This window comes from Agrobacterium rosae (genome assembly GCF_002915175.1).
Classification (GTDB): domain Bacteria; phylum Pseudomonadota; class Alphaproteobacteria; order Rhizobiales; family Rhizobiaceae; genus Agrobacterium; species Agrobacterium rosae.
The window spans coordinates 100,634-118,524 of the sequence record NZ_NXEJ01000005.1 but is presented as its reverse complement, the minus strand read 5'-3'; the positions used below and the strand labels follow the sequence as shown (position 1 = coordinate 118,524).

General features: G+C 56.3%; 13 protein-coding genes. 3 read left to right on the top strand and 10 right to left on the bottom strand.

From position 1 onward, the window contains the following. Positions 1-63 precede the first annotated feature (63 nt). Both CPJ18_RS10490 and CPJ18_RS10485 read left to right on the top strand, forming a co-directional pair. The gene (locus tag CPJ18_RS10490) at positions 64-1,278 is read left to right on the top strand and encodes a TIGR03862 family flavoprotein (RefSeq protein ID WP_103658092.1); all 1,215 of its coding nucleotides are present in this window, start codon (positions 64-66) and stop codon (positions 1,276-1,278) included. Between the two features lie 143 nt (positions 1,279-1,421). Then, positions 1,422-4,358, top strand: a complete 2,937-nt coding sequence (locus CPJ18_RS10485; RefSeq protein ID WP_103658090.1) for a hybrid sensor histidine kinase/response regulator — start codon at positions 1,422-1,424, stop codon at positions 4,356-4,358. A gap of 12 nt (positions 4,359-4,370) precedes the next feature. On the opposite strand, the gene CPJ18_RS10480 is transcribed toward CPJ18_RS10485, so the two are convergent. The 10 genes from CPJ18_RS10480 to CPJ18_RS10435 all read right to left on the bottom strand — a co-directional run bounded on the left by CPJ18_RS10480 (position 4,371) and on the right by CPJ18_RS10435 (position 16,782). Next, the gene (locus CPJ18_RS10480) at positions 4,371-5,315 is read right to left on the bottom strand and encodes a 2-hydroxyacid dehydrogenase (RefSeq protein WP_103658088.1); all 945 of its coding nucleotides are present in this window, start codon (positions 5,313-5,315) and stop codon (positions 4,371-4,373) included. A gap of 128 nt (positions 5,316-5,443) precedes the next feature. Beyond that, positions 5,444-7,792, bottom strand: a complete 2,349-nt coding sequence (locus tag CPJ18_RS10475; RefSeq protein WP_103586415.1) for a polysaccharide biosynthesis tyrosine autokinase — start codon at positions 7,790-7,792, stop codon at positions 5,444-5,446. A gap of 75 nt (positions 7,793-7,867) precedes the next feature. After that, complete coding sequence (locus CPJ18_RS10470; protein WP_103658086.1) at positions 7,868-8,773, bottom strand: UTP--glucose-1-phosphate uridylyltransferase; 906 nt, start codon at positions 8,771-8,773, stop codon at positions 7,868-7,870. 43 nt (positions 8,774-8,816) lie between these two features. Next, positions 8,817-9,812, bottom strand: coding sequence for a glycosyltransferase family 2 protein (locus CPJ18_RS10465; protein ID WP_103658084.1), 996 nt, complete (start codon positions 9,810-9,812; stop codon positions 8,817-8,819). Further along, positions 9,809-10,747 (bottom strand): glycosyltransferase family 2 protein, encoded by a 939-nt coding sequence (locus CPJ18_RS10460; RefSeq protein WP_103658082.1) that lies wholly within the window; start codon positions 10,745-10,747, stop codon positions 9,809-9,811. Before CPJ18_RS10460 ends, CPJ18_RS10465 begins: the two co-directional genes overlap by 4 nt. Next, a complete protein-coding gene (locus tag CPJ18_RS10455) occupies positions 10,744-11,760 on the bottom strand; it encodes a glycosyltransferase family 2 protein (protein WP_103658080.1) in 1,017 nt (338 codons plus the stop codon). The genes CPJ18_RS10460 and CPJ18_RS10455 overlap by 4 nt, the downstream gene beginning before the upstream one ends. Before the next feature lie 3 nt (positions 11,761-11,763). Then, positions 11,764-12,951 (bottom strand): glycosyltransferase, encoded by a 1,188-nt coding sequence (locus CPJ18_RS10450; protein ID WP_103658078.1) that lies wholly within the window; start codon positions 12,949-12,951, stop codon positions 11,764-11,766. A gap of 52 nt (positions 12,952-13,003) precedes the next feature. Further along, entirely contained in the window at positions 13,004-13,795 is a 792-nt protein-coding gene (exoK, locus tag CPJ18_RS10445; protein WP_103658077.1) for an endo-1,3-1,4-beta-glycanase ExoK, read from the bottom strand. 5 nt (positions 13,796-13,800) lie between these two features. Beyond that, complete coding sequence (locus CPJ18_RS10440) at positions 13,801-14,949, bottom strand: acyltransferase family protein (RefSeq protein ID WP_103658075.1); 1,149 nt, start codon at positions 14,947-14,949, stop codon at positions 13,801-13,803. A 360-nt stretch (positions 14,950-15,309) separates the two neighbouring features. After that, positions 15,310-16,782 carry a lipopolysaccharide biosynthesis protein gene (locus CPJ18_RS10435; protein ID WP_103658073.1) on the bottom strand — a complete coding sequence of 491 codons (1,473 nt, stop codon included), beginning with the start codon at positions 16,780-16,782 and terminating at the stop codon, positions 15,310-15,312. Between the two features lie 112 nt (positions 16,783-16,894). On the opposite strand from CPJ18_RS10435, the gene CPJ18_RS10430 reads away from it, so the two are divergent. Next, positions 16,895-17,860, top strand: coding sequence for a glycosyltransferase family A protein (locus CPJ18_RS10430; RefSeq protein ID WP_103658071.1), 966 nt, complete (start codon positions 16,895-16,897; stop codon positions 17,858-17,860). The last annotated feature ends 31 nt before the right edge of the window (positions 17,861-17,891 follow it).

Genomic DNA, 17,891 nt, shown 5'->3' with positions numbered 1-17,891 from the left:
TGTACCGGCGCGGGCAAATCGGTATAAGGCGGATGTAATCAAACCGCATTGGAAATTTGAGTGATGCACGGCAAGACAGTGGTGATCATTGGTGGTGGACCGGCGGGGCTGATGGCGGCAGACGTGCTGTCTGCGGCTGGTACTGTCGTTACGGTCTATGAGGCCATGCCGACGGTCGCGCGCAAATTTCTCATGGCCGGTAAATCCGGTCTCAACATCACCCACGCCGAAGACTACGGCGATTTCGTTAGCCGCTTCGGACCTGCGCAGGCCAAGCTCCAAGCGGCGCTGGATGATTTCACGCCGGCCATGCTGCGGGACTGGGCGCTGTCTCTAGGACAGGAGACGTTTACCGGAACTTCCGGCCGGGTTTTTCCTGTCGCCATGAAGGCATCGCCGCTTTTGCGTGCCTGGCTCTCGCGGCTGAATGCGCAAGGAGTTGAGATCAAGACTCGGCATCGCTGGGCAGGCTTTGATGGCAATGCGCTGCTCTTCCAGACGCCCTCCGGCGATGTGACCGTCCAGCAAGGCACTGTCCTCCTTGCAATCGGTGGTGCGAGCTGGCCGAAGTTGGGCTCCGATGCGGCCTGGGTGCCGTGGCTTCGGCAAAAAGGCGTTGCCATCAATGATTTCCAGCCCGCCAATTGCGGTTTCGATGTGGAATGGAGCGATCATTTCCGGGAGCGCTTTGCGGGTGCGCCCGTCAAGTCCGTCGTCACAACGTCTCAAGCCGGACGTTTCGAGGGTGAGTTCGTGATCACCCGGCATGGCATCGAAGGCAGCTTGGTCTATGCCCATTCGGCGGCTTTGCGCGATTCGTTCCAGCAAACTGACAGGCCCGCTCTGATCGTTGATCTCGCGCCCGGGCGAACGCAACAACGTCTTACCCATGACCTTGAGCGGCACCCTCGCAAAGATAGTCTTTCAAACAGATTGCGAAAGGCCGCCGGTCTTTCGCCGGTCAAGGTTGCTCTGTTGAGAGAATGCAGGCCGGACCTGCCTGCCATGTCTGCGGCAGAGATAGCGGCGCTGATAAAGGCTTTGCCCGTTAGCGTTACATCTCCGCGTCCGATTGCCGAGGCAATATCGAGTGCTGGGGGAATCGATCGGGAAGAGATCGACCAGCACTACATGCTCAAGTCCATGCCGGGAACATTCACGGCTGGCGAGATGCTGGACTGGGAAGCACCAACCGGTGGTTACTTGTTAACCGCTTGTTTTGCGACGGGAAAAGCCGCTGCCAGAGGCATTATCCATAGGCTTGATCATGACCGATAACTATATAGTGCAATAGACTATTGCGTCCGTTATAAAAAAACGCTTGATAAGTTTCTTCGAATAAAGTGGTAACATCGGCCAGTCTGTTTCCGTGGCTGATAGTGTTGGTGGATGAGAGCCTGTGCTCTCGCTGGTGATGTTTTATGACTGATATATCTGCATTTGGCCAATGGCCGATCGGCGGCGGTGAGGCTGGTAGTCTTGTGCGCGCATTTGACTGGTCAAAAACATCGCTCGGTCCTATCTCCGTGTGGCCCGCCAACCTTCGCCACAAGGTGAATTCCGTCGTCAATTCGCCCATCCCGCAGGTTTTGATGTGGGGCAAAGATCACGTCATGATCTATAATGACGGTTACATCGAGATCGCCGGAAACTATCATCCTAAAGCGCTTGGCGACACCGTGCCAGCGATCTGGCCCGAAATCTGGGATTGGAACAAGGCGGTCCTTGAAGCTGGTTTTCGTGGATCGGTGCAGTCCTACCGCGATCAAAAGATGGTGCTCAACCGGAACGGACAGCCTGAAGAGGTCATTTTCGATCTGTTCTACACGCCGATCCATAATGACGGTGGCACTGTTGATGGCGTGTTGTGCACGGTGCTGGAAAATACCGACAAGGTTAAAGCCGTTACGGATCTGGCCGAAAGCCGCGAAGAGCTAAGCCGCCTCACGTCCGCGCTACCAATTCTCGTCGGGTTTATCGATCGTGACCATGTCTATCGGTTCGCCAACCGTGGCTACCTCGACTGGTTCAACTATCGCCCGGAAGATGTGCTTGGGCGCAAGGCAGTGGATGTGGTGGGTGAGACCTTCTATCAGGCCCGGTTACCGTACATCGAACGCGCAATGGCGGGCGAAACCGTTATTCACGACACTGCGATCCTGTGCCCGGATGGTACGACCCGCGCCGCCGAAATCCGTCACGTTCCCCGGCATACGTCGAAAGGGGAGGTCGATGGTTGCTATGTCCTGATCATCGACATCGACGCACGCAAGCGCGTCGAGCTTGAGCTGACCGTCAGCAACAACCGTTTTCGGGCTGCGGTAAATGCGGTTCACGGCGTATTGTGGACCAATAGCCCTGACGGCAAGATGCTAGGCGTGCAGAGCGGATGGGCCGGGCTGACAGGCCAAACTATTGAAGAGTATCAGGATTATGGCTGGGCGAATGCCGTCCATCCCGAAGACCGGGAAGGCTCGATAGAAAGCTGGAACGAGGCGGTCGCGACCAAGTCCACCTATGTCTGGGAGCATCGTGTTCTTCGGCATGACGGCGTCTATCGCACCTTTGCCATTCGCGGCGTTCCCATCTTGAATGCCAGCGGCGAAATCATCGAATGGGTGGGTGTACACACCGACATCACCGACCAGCGTGCAGCGGAATCGGCACTTCAGGAACATTCCGCCAATCTGGAGCGTGAAATTCGCCATCGGCGGCGTGCCGAAGACCAGCTTCGTCAATTGAACGAGGGGCTCGAAGCCCGTGTCGCATCTGAGATTGCCGAGCGTCGACACGCGGAAAGAGCGCTGCAGCAGGCGCAGAAAATGGAAGCCATCGGTCAACTGACCGGCGGCGTTGCCCATGATTTCAACAATCTGTTGCAGGTCGTTGCGGGCAATCTTCAGCTTTTGGCAAAGGATGTCGTGGGCAATGAGCGTGCCGAACGGCGCGTGAGCAACGCTTTGGCGGGTGTCAGCCGCGGCGCGAAGCTTGCCAGTCAATTGCTTGCTTTCGGTCGTCGTCAGGCTCTGGAGCCGCGCGTCATCAATGTCGGCCGTTTCGTTGCCGGGATGGATGACCTGTTGCGCCGCTCCATCGGCGAGGCTGTCGAGGTCGAGGTCATTACGGCGGGCGGTCTGTGGAACACGTTCGCCGACCCTGCACAGGTGGAAAACGCGCTGTTGAACCTGGCGATCAATGCTCGCGATGCGATGGGTGGTTCGGGAAAGCTGACCATCGAAGTGGGCAATGCTTCACTCGATCAGGATTACGCACGGACACATGCCGAGGTCGAGGCCGGGCAATATGTGATGCTGGCGGTAACCGATACGGGTTCCGGCATGGCACCTGAGATCATCGACAAGGTGTTTGAGCCATTTTTCTCGACGAAACCGGAAGGCAAGGGAACCGGCCTTGGCCTTTCCATGGTCTATGGTTTTGTCAAGCAGTCTGGCGGTCACGTCAAGATTTACAGTGAGCTCGATCAGGGAACGACGGTCAAGGTTTATCTTCCCCGTTCGCTTTCCAATGAGGATCGTGAAATCGTGGTGCAGAGTGGGCCAATCGTCGGCGGCAGCGAAACGGTTCTCGTCGTGGAGGACGATGATGAGGTGAGAAGCATCGTCGTTGAAACATTGACGGATCTTGGTTATCGGGTCCTGACCGCGCGTGATGCGCAGGCTGGCTTGACCGTTGCCGAAAGCGGCGTTCCCATCGACGTCATCTTCACCGATGTCGTCATGCCGGGGCCGCTGAAGAGCAGCGAAATGGCGCGACGCGCCAAGGAGCGTCTGCCCGACCTCGCCATCCTGTTCACCTCCGGTTATACTGAAAACTCGATTGTTCATGGCGGCAAGCTCGATGCGGGTGTCGAGTTGCTTTCAAAGCCCTACACGCGTGAGGCTCTTGCCAGACGTCTGCGCCATGTCATCGCCAATCAGAGGCAACGGGCGCAGTCGAACAAGGACCGGGCATCTAATCAGGACGCTATCGCCAAACTGCGCACAAAGTCTGCAATGCGTGTGCTTCTGGTAGAAGACGATGAACTGATCCGGATGAATACCTCCGATATTCTTCTGGAGGGTGGCCACGTCGTCGTGGAAGCAGCAAACGCCACTCAAGCGATCGATCTCATCGAAAGAGAAGAAATCGACGTGCTGGTGACGGATGTTGGTTTGCCGGATATGAGTGGAGCGGATCTGGCGGTGCTGATCAAAGAGCGTAAGCCCTCGGTTGGCGTCGTATTCGCAACGGGCGATAACTTCCTGCCGGGCAACGCGCCAGCGGGTTCGGTGTTGTTGTGCAAACCTTATAATGAAAACGACGTCCGTTCAGCCATCGCTCAGGCCATGAGTGAGTGATATAAGGTCGGCTTAGTAACCGCGGCCCATGTCCACGGTTGCTGGCAGGTTTCCTGTCTTCCGCCATGCGCTGATGTTTCCGGCAACGATGGCGGCGGATGTCTGCCGGTTGGTCGGCGCGGAAATATGCGGCAATACCGTCACGCGCGGGTGTTTCCAGAACGGCGATTGCTCATCAAGCGGTTCCTGTTCGAAAACATCGAGGACGGCGTGAGATAGATGCCCGGCGTCCAGCGCCGCCAGCAAATCCTCCGATACGATGACTGCCCCGCGTGCGAAATTGATAATCGCGGCGTTGGGTTTCATGGTACCGAGACGATCCTTGTTCAGCAGCCCTTTCGTATCGGCAGTCAGCGGAACGAGGCAGACGAGAATATCGCTTTTGGTCAGCAAGGTCTGAAGACCGCTGTCACCGGACAGCGTTTCGATGCCTTCCAGTGTCTTGGGTGAACGGCTCCATCCGGTGGTGTTGAAACCCGCCTCACGTAATCTTGCAGCGGCGGCTGCTCCGAGAGCACCGAGGCCGAGGAGGCCAACGGTGATATCTTTCGGATGGCGATATTCCAGCTCCTTCCACAGCGCTTTCTGCTGGTGGTCCCGATAGGCTGGCATATCGCGGTGAAGATAATAGGTCCAAGCCAGCACGGCCTCAGCCATGACGCGGGTCAGCTCCGGGTCGGTCAGCCGCACGATGGGTGGTGCTGTTATGCCAAGTTCCGCCACGAGACGTTCCACGCCCGCCCACAGGCTGTGTATCCATTTCAGATTGCTCAGCTTGGCAATATCGGCCGGATCAGGGTTGGCGACGATGGCGATTTCCGCTTGCGCCTTCTGTTCGTCACTCATTACTTTGACTGAAATGATCGTTTCGCCGGGCAGGGCGGAAGACAGCATCTCGATCCACTCCGCTTCGTTGGCGTCGGTGGTGCGGGAAACGAAGGCGATGGGAGAGGGCATGAGGGACGTGTCCTGCGCTGATATTCGTGACGTCACATCAATGCGTAAAACTTCTCTCGGAAGCCAGCCATTATTGGTCGATAGCGGGCAAAAAAATGCCCGCTTGACGCGGGCATCTTGATTTCATTTTAGGCGGGTTCGGAAACCGGCTTTTTGGCATCGCCGTAATAGGCGGAGAACTGCTCGTGATAGTGTTCCGAGCCACCTGGACCGGCATAACGCTGCAACTCGGTCATGTCGGTCTTGTTCAGTACGATGCCGAGTGTCTTGTTGGCGATCTGCGGTTCGTGGCTCATGAGGTTTTGCACCATCTGGATCGGCGTCTTGCCCCATTCGGTGACAAACACGAAGCCATCCACCTGCGAGGCGAATGCCTTGGCATCGATAACAGGCACCACTGGCGCAAGGTCGACGATGATGTAATCGCAGGCTTCGCGCGCCGAATCCATGAACTTGCGCATGCCGGATGAGGCAAGCAACTCGCTGGAATGGGCAAACTGGTTGCTGGTGGAAACCGGCAGAATACCCATCTTGGTGCGGCTATCGACCTTGACGGCCTTGGTCCAGGGAACCTCGTCCAGCACGACTTCCACGAGACCAGCGGACTGGCGCGTCGTCAACATGCGGCTGAGGCCCGGATTGCGAATATCGGCGTCCACGACCAGCGTGCGCTTTCCAGTGGTGGCGATGAGGCCGGCAAGGTTGAGCGCGACCACGGACTTGCCCTCGTTGGGCAGGCAAGAGATGACGCCGATCACACGGCACTGGCGTTCTTGAATAACCACGTCGGCTGTGAGTTTGACGTTTCGCAAGGTCTCCGTGAAGCTGGAACGGGGGCTATCGACCGCCAGCCGCAGCATCTTCTGGAATGAGACCTGCCCATTATCCTCGATGTCGGTCTCCGGAATTTCCGGTGTTGCAGCACCCGTTTCGGATTTGGCTGTCTCCACGCCTTTCTCACCGATGAAAGGCAGATAACCAAGGAAACGCATACGCAAACTGTCTCGCACATCATTGCCAGTGTGGAAATAGCGGTCACGGAACTCCAGAACAGCAGCCACACCACCACCCAGCATCAAGCCGAGAATAATGGAAAGCGCCATCGTCATCGTCTTTTTCGGGCTGGAAGGCGATGTCGGCAATCCGGCTTCGGAAATGACGCGCGCCTTGGCAATCGGGAAGGATTGCTTCTGCGATGCTTCTTCGAAGCGGCCGAGATAGGATTCGTAGAGCGTCTTCAGCGCCGCTGCCTGCTGCTCAAGCTCGCGGAGCTTGACCATGGTCATGTTGGCTTCGGAGTTGCGCCCGGCGACGCGGTCAATATTCTCGCGAAGAGACTGTACGCGGGACTGGGTCACGTCGAATTCATTCTTGAACCCACCGGTGAGCTGCAAAAGCTCCTGATAAATCTGGCGAGCGAGATCGCTTTTTTCGCTCTCAAGCGCGATGGCTTGCGGGTGATCCTTGCCGAATTGCTGCACGACACCGCGTTCCCTGTCGGAAATGGCGATGTAGCGTTTGCGCAGATCCTGGATCACCGTGTTATCCGTATCCCGCGCCGAGACGATGGCGTTGTTGACGGCGTTATCGGGACCCTGGTCGGTGATGGATTTATACTGTGTGTAGCGGGCAGAAGCCGTCGCTGCATCTGCCTGTGCGGCAATCAGTTGACCGTTCAAATCCGAAAGCTGGCTCTCGGACATCAGCTCGCCGCGCGAGGATACGATGTTGTTGTCCGACTTGTATTTTTCGACTGCGAAGGACGCGGCCTGCGAACGCTGGTTAAGGTCAGTCAGTCGCTCTTGCAACCAAACGGAAGCACGTTCCGTCGCATCGAAATTCGCGTTCAACTGCTCCGTCAGGTAGGAATTCGCATAGGTCTTGGCGATCTGTGTCGCCAGTTGCCGGTCTATCGATCTTATGGAGATCGAAATGACTGAGCTTCGGCCGACGCGCTCGACTGTCAGTGCCTGCTGGATGACCGCCGCTGCTTTTTCACGGCGGCCGTTACGCATGGCTTCTTCGGAGGCCGGTGGGGAATTTGGCGTCAGAAGATCGACCACGCCTTTGACGGAAGACTTGATCAGATCAACGGGCGACATCGGTGGATTGATGATCGTTTCGTTTTGATCAAGGGCCGCCTTGTCGACCACGGTCAGCGCCATTTCCTTGGATTTCAGAACTTCGACGGCGCTTGCTATGCGGTTATCGACAACCTGCGCGGCTGGCACGGGTGTTTCATCTTCCGCGTAACGCGACAGGCTTTCATCCAGCAGCACCTGCGTCATCGCAGTGTAGACCGGCGTTGCCAGAACGAGGTAGAGCCCTGCCAGAACCATCGTCGCGATAACGCAGGCTGCGATGATGTTGGCACGGCGCACCACGGCGGCCCAGAGGCGGTCGAGGTCGATAAATGTGTCGGCGTCCTTGGACTGGTCCGGGAAATTCATGTTCGATCTAAAGGTCTTGTGGTGCATTGACCCACCTGTGTTTAAAAAAATGACGAGCGGGACGGCAGTTTTCCTGCCCTCCCGGCTCTCCTGTTTTTAGTTTCAAGCCGCTTTGACACGGCTTTCATGGTTCAAAACCAATTCTTTGATGGAGGCCAGAACCTGGGCTTCCATATCCGAGCGCATCAGCGAGAAGGCAACGTTTGCAGAGATAAAGCCTTGCTTGCTACCACAATCGAATGTGCGTCCAATAAATTTCTGGGCATGGAAGGGCTGCGTTTCTGCAAGACGTTTCATACCATCCGTCAATTGAATTTCATTGCCCGCGCCACGTTCCTGCTTTGCGAGAATATCGAATATCTCAGGCTGCAGAATATAGCGGCCATTCAGGTAATAATTAGACGGAGCTGCGGAAGGTTCCGGCTTCTCCACCATTTCCGTCACGCGGAAGCCGTGGCTGACCGTGCTGCCGACGCCGACGATGCCGTAGGATGAGGTTTCTTCAGCCGCGCATTCCTCTACGCCGAGGATGTTGCCGCCGACTTCGTCGTAAAGTTCCATGAGACCGGCGATGCAACCGCGCGCGCCGTAAGACACCATGTCCGGCAAAAGAAGCGCAAAAGGCTCTTTGCCGACGAGTTCGCGTGCGCACCATACGGCATGGCCAAGGCCTAGTGGAACCTGTTGGCGCGTATAGCTTACGGTGCCTGCGACCGGTAGCATCTTTTCAAGCTGAAGGACCTGCATCGTCTTACCGGATTTGGTCAGGGTGTTGACCAGTTCCGGCGCGCTGTCGAAATAGTCTTCGATGGCTGTCTTGTTGCGGCTGGTGACGAAAATGATGTGTTCGATACCGGCCTGCATGGCCTCATCGACGGCGTATTGAACGACGGGACGATCAACGATCGTCAGCATTTCCTTCGGCATTGCCTTGGTGGCGGGCAGGAACCGTGTTCCATTGCCTGCTACAGGGATGACGGCCTTTCTAACAGTCCTATTCAAATCCACGGCATTCTCCTTAATTGATTTTTGAGTATTGAGGTCGGGCAGATCAGGATGCTTGCCTGTTCACCCGTTTTGAAACTGACTTTGCGGTCATGGCATCTTTGAATTTTCTCAACCGGACCTCGATGGGCATGCGCAGGTGTCGAAAGGCGATGGGGTCGCGGAAAGCGATCTTGACGATGCCGGAAACGGAGCGGTTTTTGATGCTGGATATCAACATCAAAAAATGACTCGCCTCGACAAGGCTGCGGCTGCGTTGTTTCTGTGCGTCGCGTGCGGCAGGCGAAAGGGTATAATTGGCCATGAACTCGCGATCGGCATCAATCATTGCATCGACGTGGCGAAGCTCGAGCACACGGGAAATCGAGCCTTCATGAATATTGTACACGTAGCCGGGCGACGGCTCGATGGTGCAGCGGCCACCAACGGCCAGTGCGGACGCCAGAAGCAAATAGTCTTCCCCGATCCGCAAGGTGGGGTGGAAACGCAGCTTGTGATCGTTCAGGAAATCCCGCCGGAACATCGGTTTCATGTAACCGAAATTGAAGGTCGAGCGGAAAAGGACGTTCGAGGCGATGAAATCTTCGAGCGTCAGAACGCCGCGTTCCCGCAGAAAAGCGTCGGCAAACATCGTCTCCTTCGGGCGGCCATCCGTGTAGACCACATCGAGATTATCGACGGCGATGTCTGCGCTTGCCGCCTCGGCACGAGCGATCATCTGCGCCGTGCGGTTAGGAAGGATGACGTCATCGGAATCCAAAACGGCGACCCACCGTCCCTCTGCTGCATTAAGCCCGGCATTGCGAGCGCCGCCGGGGCCGAGGTTTTTTTCCAGTGCGATCAATCGCACGCGCGGGTCGTTCATGGCAAAAGCCTTGACGATCTCTCGGGTAGCATCGCTCGACTTATCGTCCACGACGATGACTTCCAGCGTCACCAGTGCCTGCGCCAAGGCGCTTTCAACGGCCGGGACAATCGTGTCTGCGGAATTATAGGCGGCGATGACGAATGTGACGTCCGGCTGTATCGAGGCTTCCATCATGTCGCCTCCACGGTGCCGTATTGGCGAATTTCCTTTACGCCGACCGCACCGCTGACGGAACCGCAATGCAGCGCGACGCGCAGCAATTGGCGCGTCCGACGAACCGGATCGAAAATGGCAAGCAGCGCCATTCCGGCGCAGGCAGCCGCTTTCGCAGCGGCAACAGCCACCTGTGCAACGCGACGAAGCCCGGGTTTTTTCTCCGCGAGCAAACGTCCATGCGTCTGGCCTGAACGGAAGCGGCGCTTTGCAAGCCATTTGAAACTGGCGCGCGTGTCAGGCACCGGCTCGGAGAGAACGGCTTTTTCCGCATAGGCGATGCGGCCACCGGCGGCATGCATGTGCGAAAAGAAGTGCGTGTCTTCGCCACCGCTTTGGCCCAGCGACAGCGCGAAGCGACGACCGGCGACGGACGGTGCCGACATGCGAAGCAGGGTGTTGCAGGTGTAGCCGGTGATGATCTCGCCATTGACCCAGACGGGAAGCGTGGAATGAAAATCGCCCTTGCGCATCCAGTCCGGGACATTCGATTTGTAGATCGCCGTCACAGGTCCCAGCACGGTTTCCGCACCGGTTGTCTGCGCGGTCTGCAACAGCTCTGACAACCATTCGCGTGGCGCGGTTTCGTCGTCATCGATGAAGGCCAGATAATCGGCTTGCGATGTCGAAAGGCAGGCGTTCCGGGCAATCGAGATATTCGATTTGGGGCAGTGGACGTAGGTGATCTCGAAAGGTGATGTCTCGCGCAGATTGTCGATGGATGCTTTTGCGCTCGGCTCGGCATCATTATCCGCCACGATGAGGCGCACGGTCGTGCCTTTGGGAATATCGAGTTCGAACAGGGACTTCAATGTCGCAACGATCGCCGGACGGCGGTAGGTGCAGATGCCGATATCGACGGTGACGGGTGCGGAGGGGAAGGAGGTTTCAGTCATGAAACTGCCTTTCTCGCCACAGGCGCTGGTGTACCGAGGGAGCCGAGCAGCTCAAGCCAGAAACCGGTGGACCACGCAAAATGCATGACCATCGCGGCGAAGGCTGCCAGCGGGCCGTAGGAATTCTTCTCGGCGACAGCCATCCAAAGCCCGTAACCTACACATGCGCCAACCCACAAGAGAAGCGGAATGAACGCTGCCCAATGGAAGAAGCCGAGAAGCGCAAACACGGCAACTGGCATAACCGCCAGCGGTATCATCTGGCGGATCTTGGGTAGCGAGCGGTGCTTCAAAAGGTTTTTGGCGCGCCCACGGCCATAGGCCATATATTGCTTGAACAAGGGCGTGACGTTGGAACGAGGGTAATAGGTCATGCGGGTTTTGTCGGTCATCCATATGCGGAAACCGGCCTTGCGCAGCCGGTAATCCAGTTCGGCATCCTCGTTGTGGCTGAAGCTTTCATCGTAGCCGCCAGCCGTGGTGAACGCGGATATGCGCATCAACGCGTGATGGCCGTGATCGATCCAATGACCTTTCGATCCTTCACGATGTTTGGAACCGCCATTGCCGAGTTTGGAGTTCTGGGCAATCGCGGTGGCTTTCTGGAACGTGCCGTGACCGACCGTATCCATGGCGACGACGACCGAGTCCGCGCCGGTCTTCACCGCATCTTCCAGCAGGCGGTGGCAATAATCATCCGGATAATCGCCGTGAGCGTCGATGCGGATCAGGTAATCATAGTCGGCACCAAACATTTCGACCGCTAGGTTGATGCCGGCGCTCTGGATGCGTTTGGGGTTTGCAAGCAGAATGACGCGCTGGTCCTGCATGGAAAAGCTGGCGACGATATCGCGCGTACCATCGGTGCTGCCGCCATCGGCGACGATGATGCGGTCCTGCGGGTGGTTGAGACTGCTCGAGAATTTCAGCAACAGATCATCAATCGTGCGGGCTTCGTTGAGGCACGGTATGACGATCAATGTTTTGACGTCTGGAATAGTTTGCAACTTCATGGCTTAGACCCCGGCGGTTGAGAGTGCCGCTTCCACGGCGCGGCCATTGTGCGGCGCTGCCAGGGAGGCGAGTTTGTGAACGAGTTGAACGCAGTCCTGCCGGTCGATAACCCATTGTTTCTGGTCGATCGCAGCAAGCCGGGCGAAGGCATCGAGATAGGACTGTTCGGTCAGATCAGCGAAGAGCTCCTCCAGAGTGCTGACATTCGCATGGGGCAAGACCTTGCCGATGTGCCTGCTCTCCAGAAAACGTGCCGTTTCCGTTCCCGCAACGGCAATGGGTAGGGTGCCGTAAAGGCATCCCTCATAGAGGCGGTTGGGCAGCAGCCAGCTTGAGTTCTGGCCTTCTTCGAAGAAGTCTATGGCCCAGGTGAACTGAACCTCGTTATAGATCGAAGCCAAATCCTCGGGGTTCTTGTACGCGCCGAGAAAGCTGACATGAGGGGCTTTGGCAACCAAGCCATCGAAATTATCGAACTCGGAATAGGCTGGGCGCCCACGCAGGATGATCTCCACCTTGCCATCCATCTTTGCTGCAAAATCGGTCAGAATTTGCAGAGATTTGGCGCAGCGCAATGCTCCGAACCAGCCAATTTTCCAAGGCTCGCCGGGCTTTGGCGCGCGCGGCTTTGCCGGAGCTTGCCCGACAGCATCCAGCATCAGCACTTTGTTTTCCTGTAGGAGCACCGGCAACTGTAAACCCGAACGGGGCGCGAAATACTGCGCCACGAAGGCAGGTGAACTGGTAATCAAAAGCTTTGCGTCTCTTGCAAAATACCGTTGGGCTGCGTTGACGAGTTTGCCGACCGGCCCTTCGTTGAGGAGTAGCCGGTGAATATCCAGGCATTCGTAAACCACTGGCACATCACGCCCGTAAATACCCGATGCACGGCGGGCCAGTGCCAGCATTTCAAGATTACGGGCAATGATGACATCCGGCTTGCGCACCTGCCGCAAAGCGCGCGGCAGCGACAGGCTGGACTTGCCGATGGACAGGATGCGCTGTGCAAATTTTCCATCCGCGGTTTCGCCAAGCACGATCGGTGCCGTGCCATCGACATCCGCCAGCTTGTTTTCGCCACGCGTAAAGCCTGCGAGGCTAACCGTTGCTCCACCCGTCTGCAACGTCATAACCCGCCGGCGAATGGCCGGGTCGGCGAGGTCATGAGCAAAATAGAGAACATGCGTCATCAAAAACAGTCCTGAAGCGAAGGGTCATCGGGCAGTCTAGAGGTCAAAGGTGTCAGTTCGACAGGCAGGCGACGGATTCCGGAAACTGGCACTTATCGCCAAGAGCCGTAAACGCCATACGATCGACGTTCATTACCGTCGGGCCGCTATAGGCGAACTTGCCCATCCAGCTTTTCAGCGTGTCCGTGCCCCACAGGCTGAAGAAAATTTTCTGGGGGTTCTGGGGAATTTTGGAAGGATCGGTAACTTCATGGACCATCTTTCCGTTCACGAAGTAACGCAGACGCTGCGGCTCCCAGACGAAGGCATAATCGTTGAAGGCCTTGTCGGCTCCGCCTGCCACGTCCACCAGCTTTTCATTGCCGCCCTTAGCCGAAATATACTGGTTAAGCTGAACCTGAGAGGTGTTCTTGCCAAGAACCTCCATATCGATTTCATCATGCGGCTTTTTATCGGTCGGGCCGATATAGGTGAAGAAAGCGGAATTCAGGCCCGATCCCGTTGCAGTCTTGATGCGTGCTTCGTAGGTGCCGTAGCGGAAACGACCCTTTGTCTGGATTTCGCCGCAAGAGTAATTGCGATCGCCAGCCTTGCCCTCTTGATAGCCAAGTTGCAGCTGTCCGTCTTCAAACTTGACCAGCTTTTTGGACCATGTGCAGTTCTGATGCGGACCGTTGTTCCAGCCGTCAGAGACGTACCAGAAAGAGCGATCCATGCTGTCGAAGTTCTCCACGAAAGACTTGCCATTGTCTTCCTGTGCCACTGCGGCAGATGTGCCAACGCTGAGAACCAAAAGAGCAGAAGCGATGATGCGTGAGTGAACGCTGCTGAGAAATGCGGTCATGGGGTTCACCTTTGTCGTTGTGGAACGGGAGTGTCTACAGACGACCGAAGAGGATCGGCCTTCACGGATGGTGTGTTTTGGGAAACCGCCTTCGGCTTCTTGCCCCGGCTACCAGTCAAGATGCCGTATAGAGACGGTAGCTTGGCGCGAACCTGCGCGTTGCTGATGATCAAGATCACAAAGGAAAGCAGGATGGCCCCGACGTAAAAAGCTGGGTAGAAATCCGGGCCACCTTTGTTCCAGATCATCCACATGATGACGAGGAGCGGGTAGTGGGCACAGAAAATCCAGAAGCTCAGACTTCCCGTATTTGCGAGACGTTTTCCGATACGGCTCTGGATCAGCAGGGAAGAAGATGCCCACAGACCCACCGCGCCAACGACCGCCAGAAGGTTTCGCACCAGATTGAGTTCGAATGTGAACTCCGGCCCGGTGAAATAAAGGCCCGTTGCCAAGAGCGCGGTCGCAGCAAAAAGCGCAACAGTGATTTTGATTGCATATGGGTCGAGCGTTTTCAGATCGATCTTATAAAGCGCAAGCGCGATGCCAAGCGTAAAGCTGAAGAGGATGGACTTTTTCTGGACGATGAGCAGCGTCAAATCCGGCCACGCAGTGAGAACCAGAAGCGCACCTAACGTCAGCAGGGGGGCCCGTCGGACCAGAAACGCGAGAATTGGCGACAGCAGGATGCAGACGAACAGATCGCGCAGGAAATAGAGGGGAACGTTGACGGGAAACTCTTCCAAGGCCGCACCATGGCTGATCATTTCACGCGGCGTCGCATTCCACAAATCCGGGAAATATCCATCGCCCAAGCCCACACGCTGCATGGCGAGAACGGTGATCAACAGCGCTCCATTCCAGAGGAAGAACGGCAGTAAAACGGTTTTTGCTTTTGATTTGACCGTTGCAGAGTAATCGAAGGCGCTCATTCCACGGCGAAACAGAAGGTAGCCGGAGATGGCACTCAGACACGGTACGCCGACGCGAAATAGGGCGTCGCCGAGAAATACCCGTATCCAGTCAAAGAAACCGTAGAGTCCCAAGAATGGGCTGGTTTCAGGATTGTGTGGCACATGCACGAAGACAATGCCGGAAATTAAAACGATACGCATCAAATTGATGCGGGAAGATAGGTTCTGATCAAAAGTCACATCAGTTCCCCTTTATTGGGCGGTGTCTCCCCTCACCGCGTTACAACTAAGAGCGAACATAAGCCCACCCATAGAGTCTGGTTTTTACTTTGGGGTAAAATGTGGCAACGCGGGAAAAACGTATATCGAATTGTAAGGGGTGAATCTCTGGATAGGTGCATGATCCCCAAAACGGGATTCAGTTAACTGTCTGTTTTGTATAAACTAACAAACCGAAAACACGAGAAATCGCGGACGGCTTCTCGTTGCAAACTAAGCCCGGATTATGTTGCGACGCACAAAATAAAATAGACCTCACGTAACGGGATCGTGAAGAGCGATTTCTAAAATGGGCGGATTGTGGCGAAAAAGGTTTGCGCCTCACGCTACGGCAGGTTTGGCCTTGCGGTTCTTTACCATGCCGAAAATCTTTCTCAGCAACTCCCGCTCCGTCAGCAAGATCAGCACGCCGTAGATTGCGCCACCGGCGATAGCGCCGACCAAAACCTGCATATAGGCATGAGGCAAGCTGGCCTCGAACACGTGCAATATGTAACGCACGGCAAGCGCCATGACGAAAGACGCGATCATCGGGCGGCTGCTAATATAGAGACCTTTCAGCAGTGGCATTTCGCTGGCCTTGAACACCGCCCAGGAATAAGCAAACAGCGTCACGCCGTTGACGATGCAGAGCCATACCATAGCGTCGATCAAGGTGCCGTAGGTTGCGGCAATCCACACAGCAAGCGTGGTGACGACGGCGCGAATGGTTGCCGACCAGAACAGGACACGGCCGTAGCCCGCGCCTTTCAGGTAGGGGATGAAAGTACTACACGGCGTCAGGATTGCCTTGGATAGAGCGAGAAGACCAAGAACCGGCCATGCATAGGCCCAATTCGGACCGAAGATCACCAGCATCGCCGGTTCTGCAATGGCCCACAGACCAAACATCATCGGGGCCAGCAGCACTGTCAGCACCTGTGTCGAGAACATCAGGGCATCTCGTCGGCGCTGCTTGTCATCCATCATGCGGCTAAAAGCGGGGAAAAGAACGCCCATGACGGCAGATAGAACAACCTGGTTGGGAATGCTGGCGAAACGGTTAGAAGCGGAATAGGCACCCGCGTCCGCAAGGCCTAAATGCCGAGCGATGACGACCATCGGCGACTGGAACGTCACGAAATTTGCGATTTCCGATCCCATCAGGCCGGAGCTGAAGCCGAGCAGGGGGACAAGCCGCCTGGGCTTCATCACGAACCGTGGCCGGTAATGCGAGACCGCGTAAAGACCGACCAGCCTGATCAGCGCTGCGGCAAAAAGCTGAATGATGAGAGCCCAGACGCCGTAACCGGCAAAGGCAAGTATGACGGCCACAATGGCGGCAGCGCTTTCCGAAGTCATACTCCAGATGGCGTCCTTGCTGAAATTCATCCGTCGTGCCAACAGCGAGTAGGCGACATCTCCCGCCAATTGGAGGGGAATGAGAAAGGCCATGATCCGCAGCAGGTAGGCGCTTTCGACGGCACCCAGCAGTTCTCCGAAAAATTCCGCGCCAAAATAGAGAATGGCCGCCATGGTGCAGGAAATGGCAAGGTTCGCCCAGAAGACGGTATGGATCGTGTCCATGTCCTCTTCCTTTTCCACGATCAGCGCAGAGGTGAGGCCAGCGCCCGCAATCATCGTCAGGAACTGCACGACGGTGAGCCCGACGGCGACGACGCCGAATTCTTCAGGTGTCAGCAATCGGGCGAGAATTGGCACCGTGACAAACTTAAGCCCGAATGTGCCTGTTTTTGACAATACGCTCCAACCGACATTCGTGGTAATCGTCTTGACGCTCGGAGCAGGGGGCATACGTGCATCCTATAATTCTGGAGGCCAGTGGGGGCTGGCGGGAGATTTGCCACTCATCGGGGCCGCTCTTTATCGGGCCCGACACTTCTTGATCAACACAAGGGGCGAAACAATGGCGAAATTTACAGTCGTTATTCCTTATTATCAAAAACAGCATGGCGTTTTAGGCCGTGCATTGACATCGGTTTTTGCGCAGACCGTTCAGGATTTCGATCTCGTCATCGTGGACGACGAATCGCCCTATCCTATTGAAAATGAAATCGCCGAACTGAGCGAAGACCAGAAAAACCGGATTAAAATCGTCAAGCAGAAGAATGGCGGGCCGGGCGGTGCGCGCAATACGGGGCTCGATAATGTCCCGGCGGAAACCTCCTATGTCGCCTTTCTCGATTCGGACGATATCTGGATTCCAGACCACCTGAAGAACGCGGCCTACAGCCTCGAAACGTTTGGCGGTGAGTGCTATTGGGCCTCCATGCAGGCGAGTGACGAGTTCTATTATCACTTCGCAATTTCCGAACTGGAGAATGACGAGGGTGCTACTCGCCTCTCCGAATCACCAAAGGTTATCGAGCTGCCGGATCTGGCCAGTGTCATGCTGCGCAACTGGAGTTTCCTGCATCTGTCTTGCATGGTCATCGGCAGGCCGTTGTTTGAAAAAGTCCGTTTCGACCCGATATTGCGGTTGGCCGCAGAAGACGTTCTGTTCTTTTGCGATTGCATCATGGCATCCAAGCGCAGTCTTTTGTGTGACGATGCCGGTGCCATGCGCGGCATGGGCGTTAATATCTTCCACAGCATCGACAATACGTCGCCAGAGTTTCTGCGCCAGCAGTTCAATACCTGGGTGGCGCTGGATACGTTGCAGGGCCGCTTTGCCAAGCGTCCCGCCGACGTAGCATCCATTGCATCCTACAAAAACACGGCGCGCAAGCAGGCACTATGGAGCCAAGCCGGCAAGTTGAAACAACGCAAAGCGCCGGAACTTGGCCTGTTGTTCAAATGGATGATGCGTGACCCGGCTATTTTGCGTGCAGCGCTCGAATTGGGAACCGGCAAATTTGCCCGCCCGAAATGAGCCCGCGACCAACAGTCTTTTTATTCAGGAG

What these genes read in the sequence shown, in the direction of transcription:
- exoK (WP_103658077.1), bottom strand. Translation starts at nt 13,795, where the DNA reads ATGACCGCATTTCTCAGCAGCGTTCACTCACGCATCATCGCTTCTGCT.
- CPJ18_RS10475 (WP_103586415.1), bottom strand. Translation starts at nt 7,792, where the DNA reads ATGCACCACAAGACCTTTAGATCGAACATGAATTTCCCGGACCAGTCC.
- CPJ18_RS10435 (WP_103658073.1), bottom strand. Translation starts at nt 16,782, where the DNA reads ATGCCCCCTGCTCCGAGCGTCAAGACGATTACCACGAATGTCGGTTGG.
- CPJ18_RS10455 (WP_103658080.1), bottom strand. Translation starts at nt 11,760, where the DNA reads ATGAAGTTGCAAACTATTCCAGACGTCAAAACATTGATCGTCATACCG.
- CPJ18_RS10450 (WP_103658078.1), bottom strand. Translation starts at nt 12,951, where the DNA reads ATGACGCATGTTCTCTATTTTGCTCATGACCTCGCCGACCCGGCCATT.
- CPJ18_RS10430 (WP_103658071.1), top strand. Translation starts at nt 16,895, where the DNA reads ATGGCGAAATTTACAGTCGTTATTCCTTATTATCAAAAACAGCATGGC.
- CPJ18_RS10480 (WP_103658088.1), bottom strand. Translation starts at nt 5,315, where the DNA reads ATGCCCTCTCCCATCGCCTTCGTTTCCCGCACCACCGACGCCAACGAA.
- CPJ18_RS10465 (WP_103658084.1), bottom strand. Translation starts at nt 9,812, where the DNA reads ATGATGGAAGCCTCGATACAGCCGGACGTCACATTCGTCATCGCCGCC.
- CPJ18_RS10490 (WP_103658092.1), top strand. Translation starts at nt 64, where the DNA reads ATGCACGGCAAGACAGTGGTGATCATTGGTGGTGGACCGGCGGGGCTG.
- CPJ18_RS10485 (WP_103658090.1), top strand. Translation starts at nt 1,422, where the DNA reads ATGACTGATATATCTGCATTTGGCCAATGGCCGATCGGCGGCGGTGAG.
- CPJ18_RS10460 (WP_103658082.1), bottom strand. Translation starts at nt 10,747, where the DNA reads ATGACTGAAACCTCCTTCCCCTCCGCACCCGTCACCGTCGATATCGGC.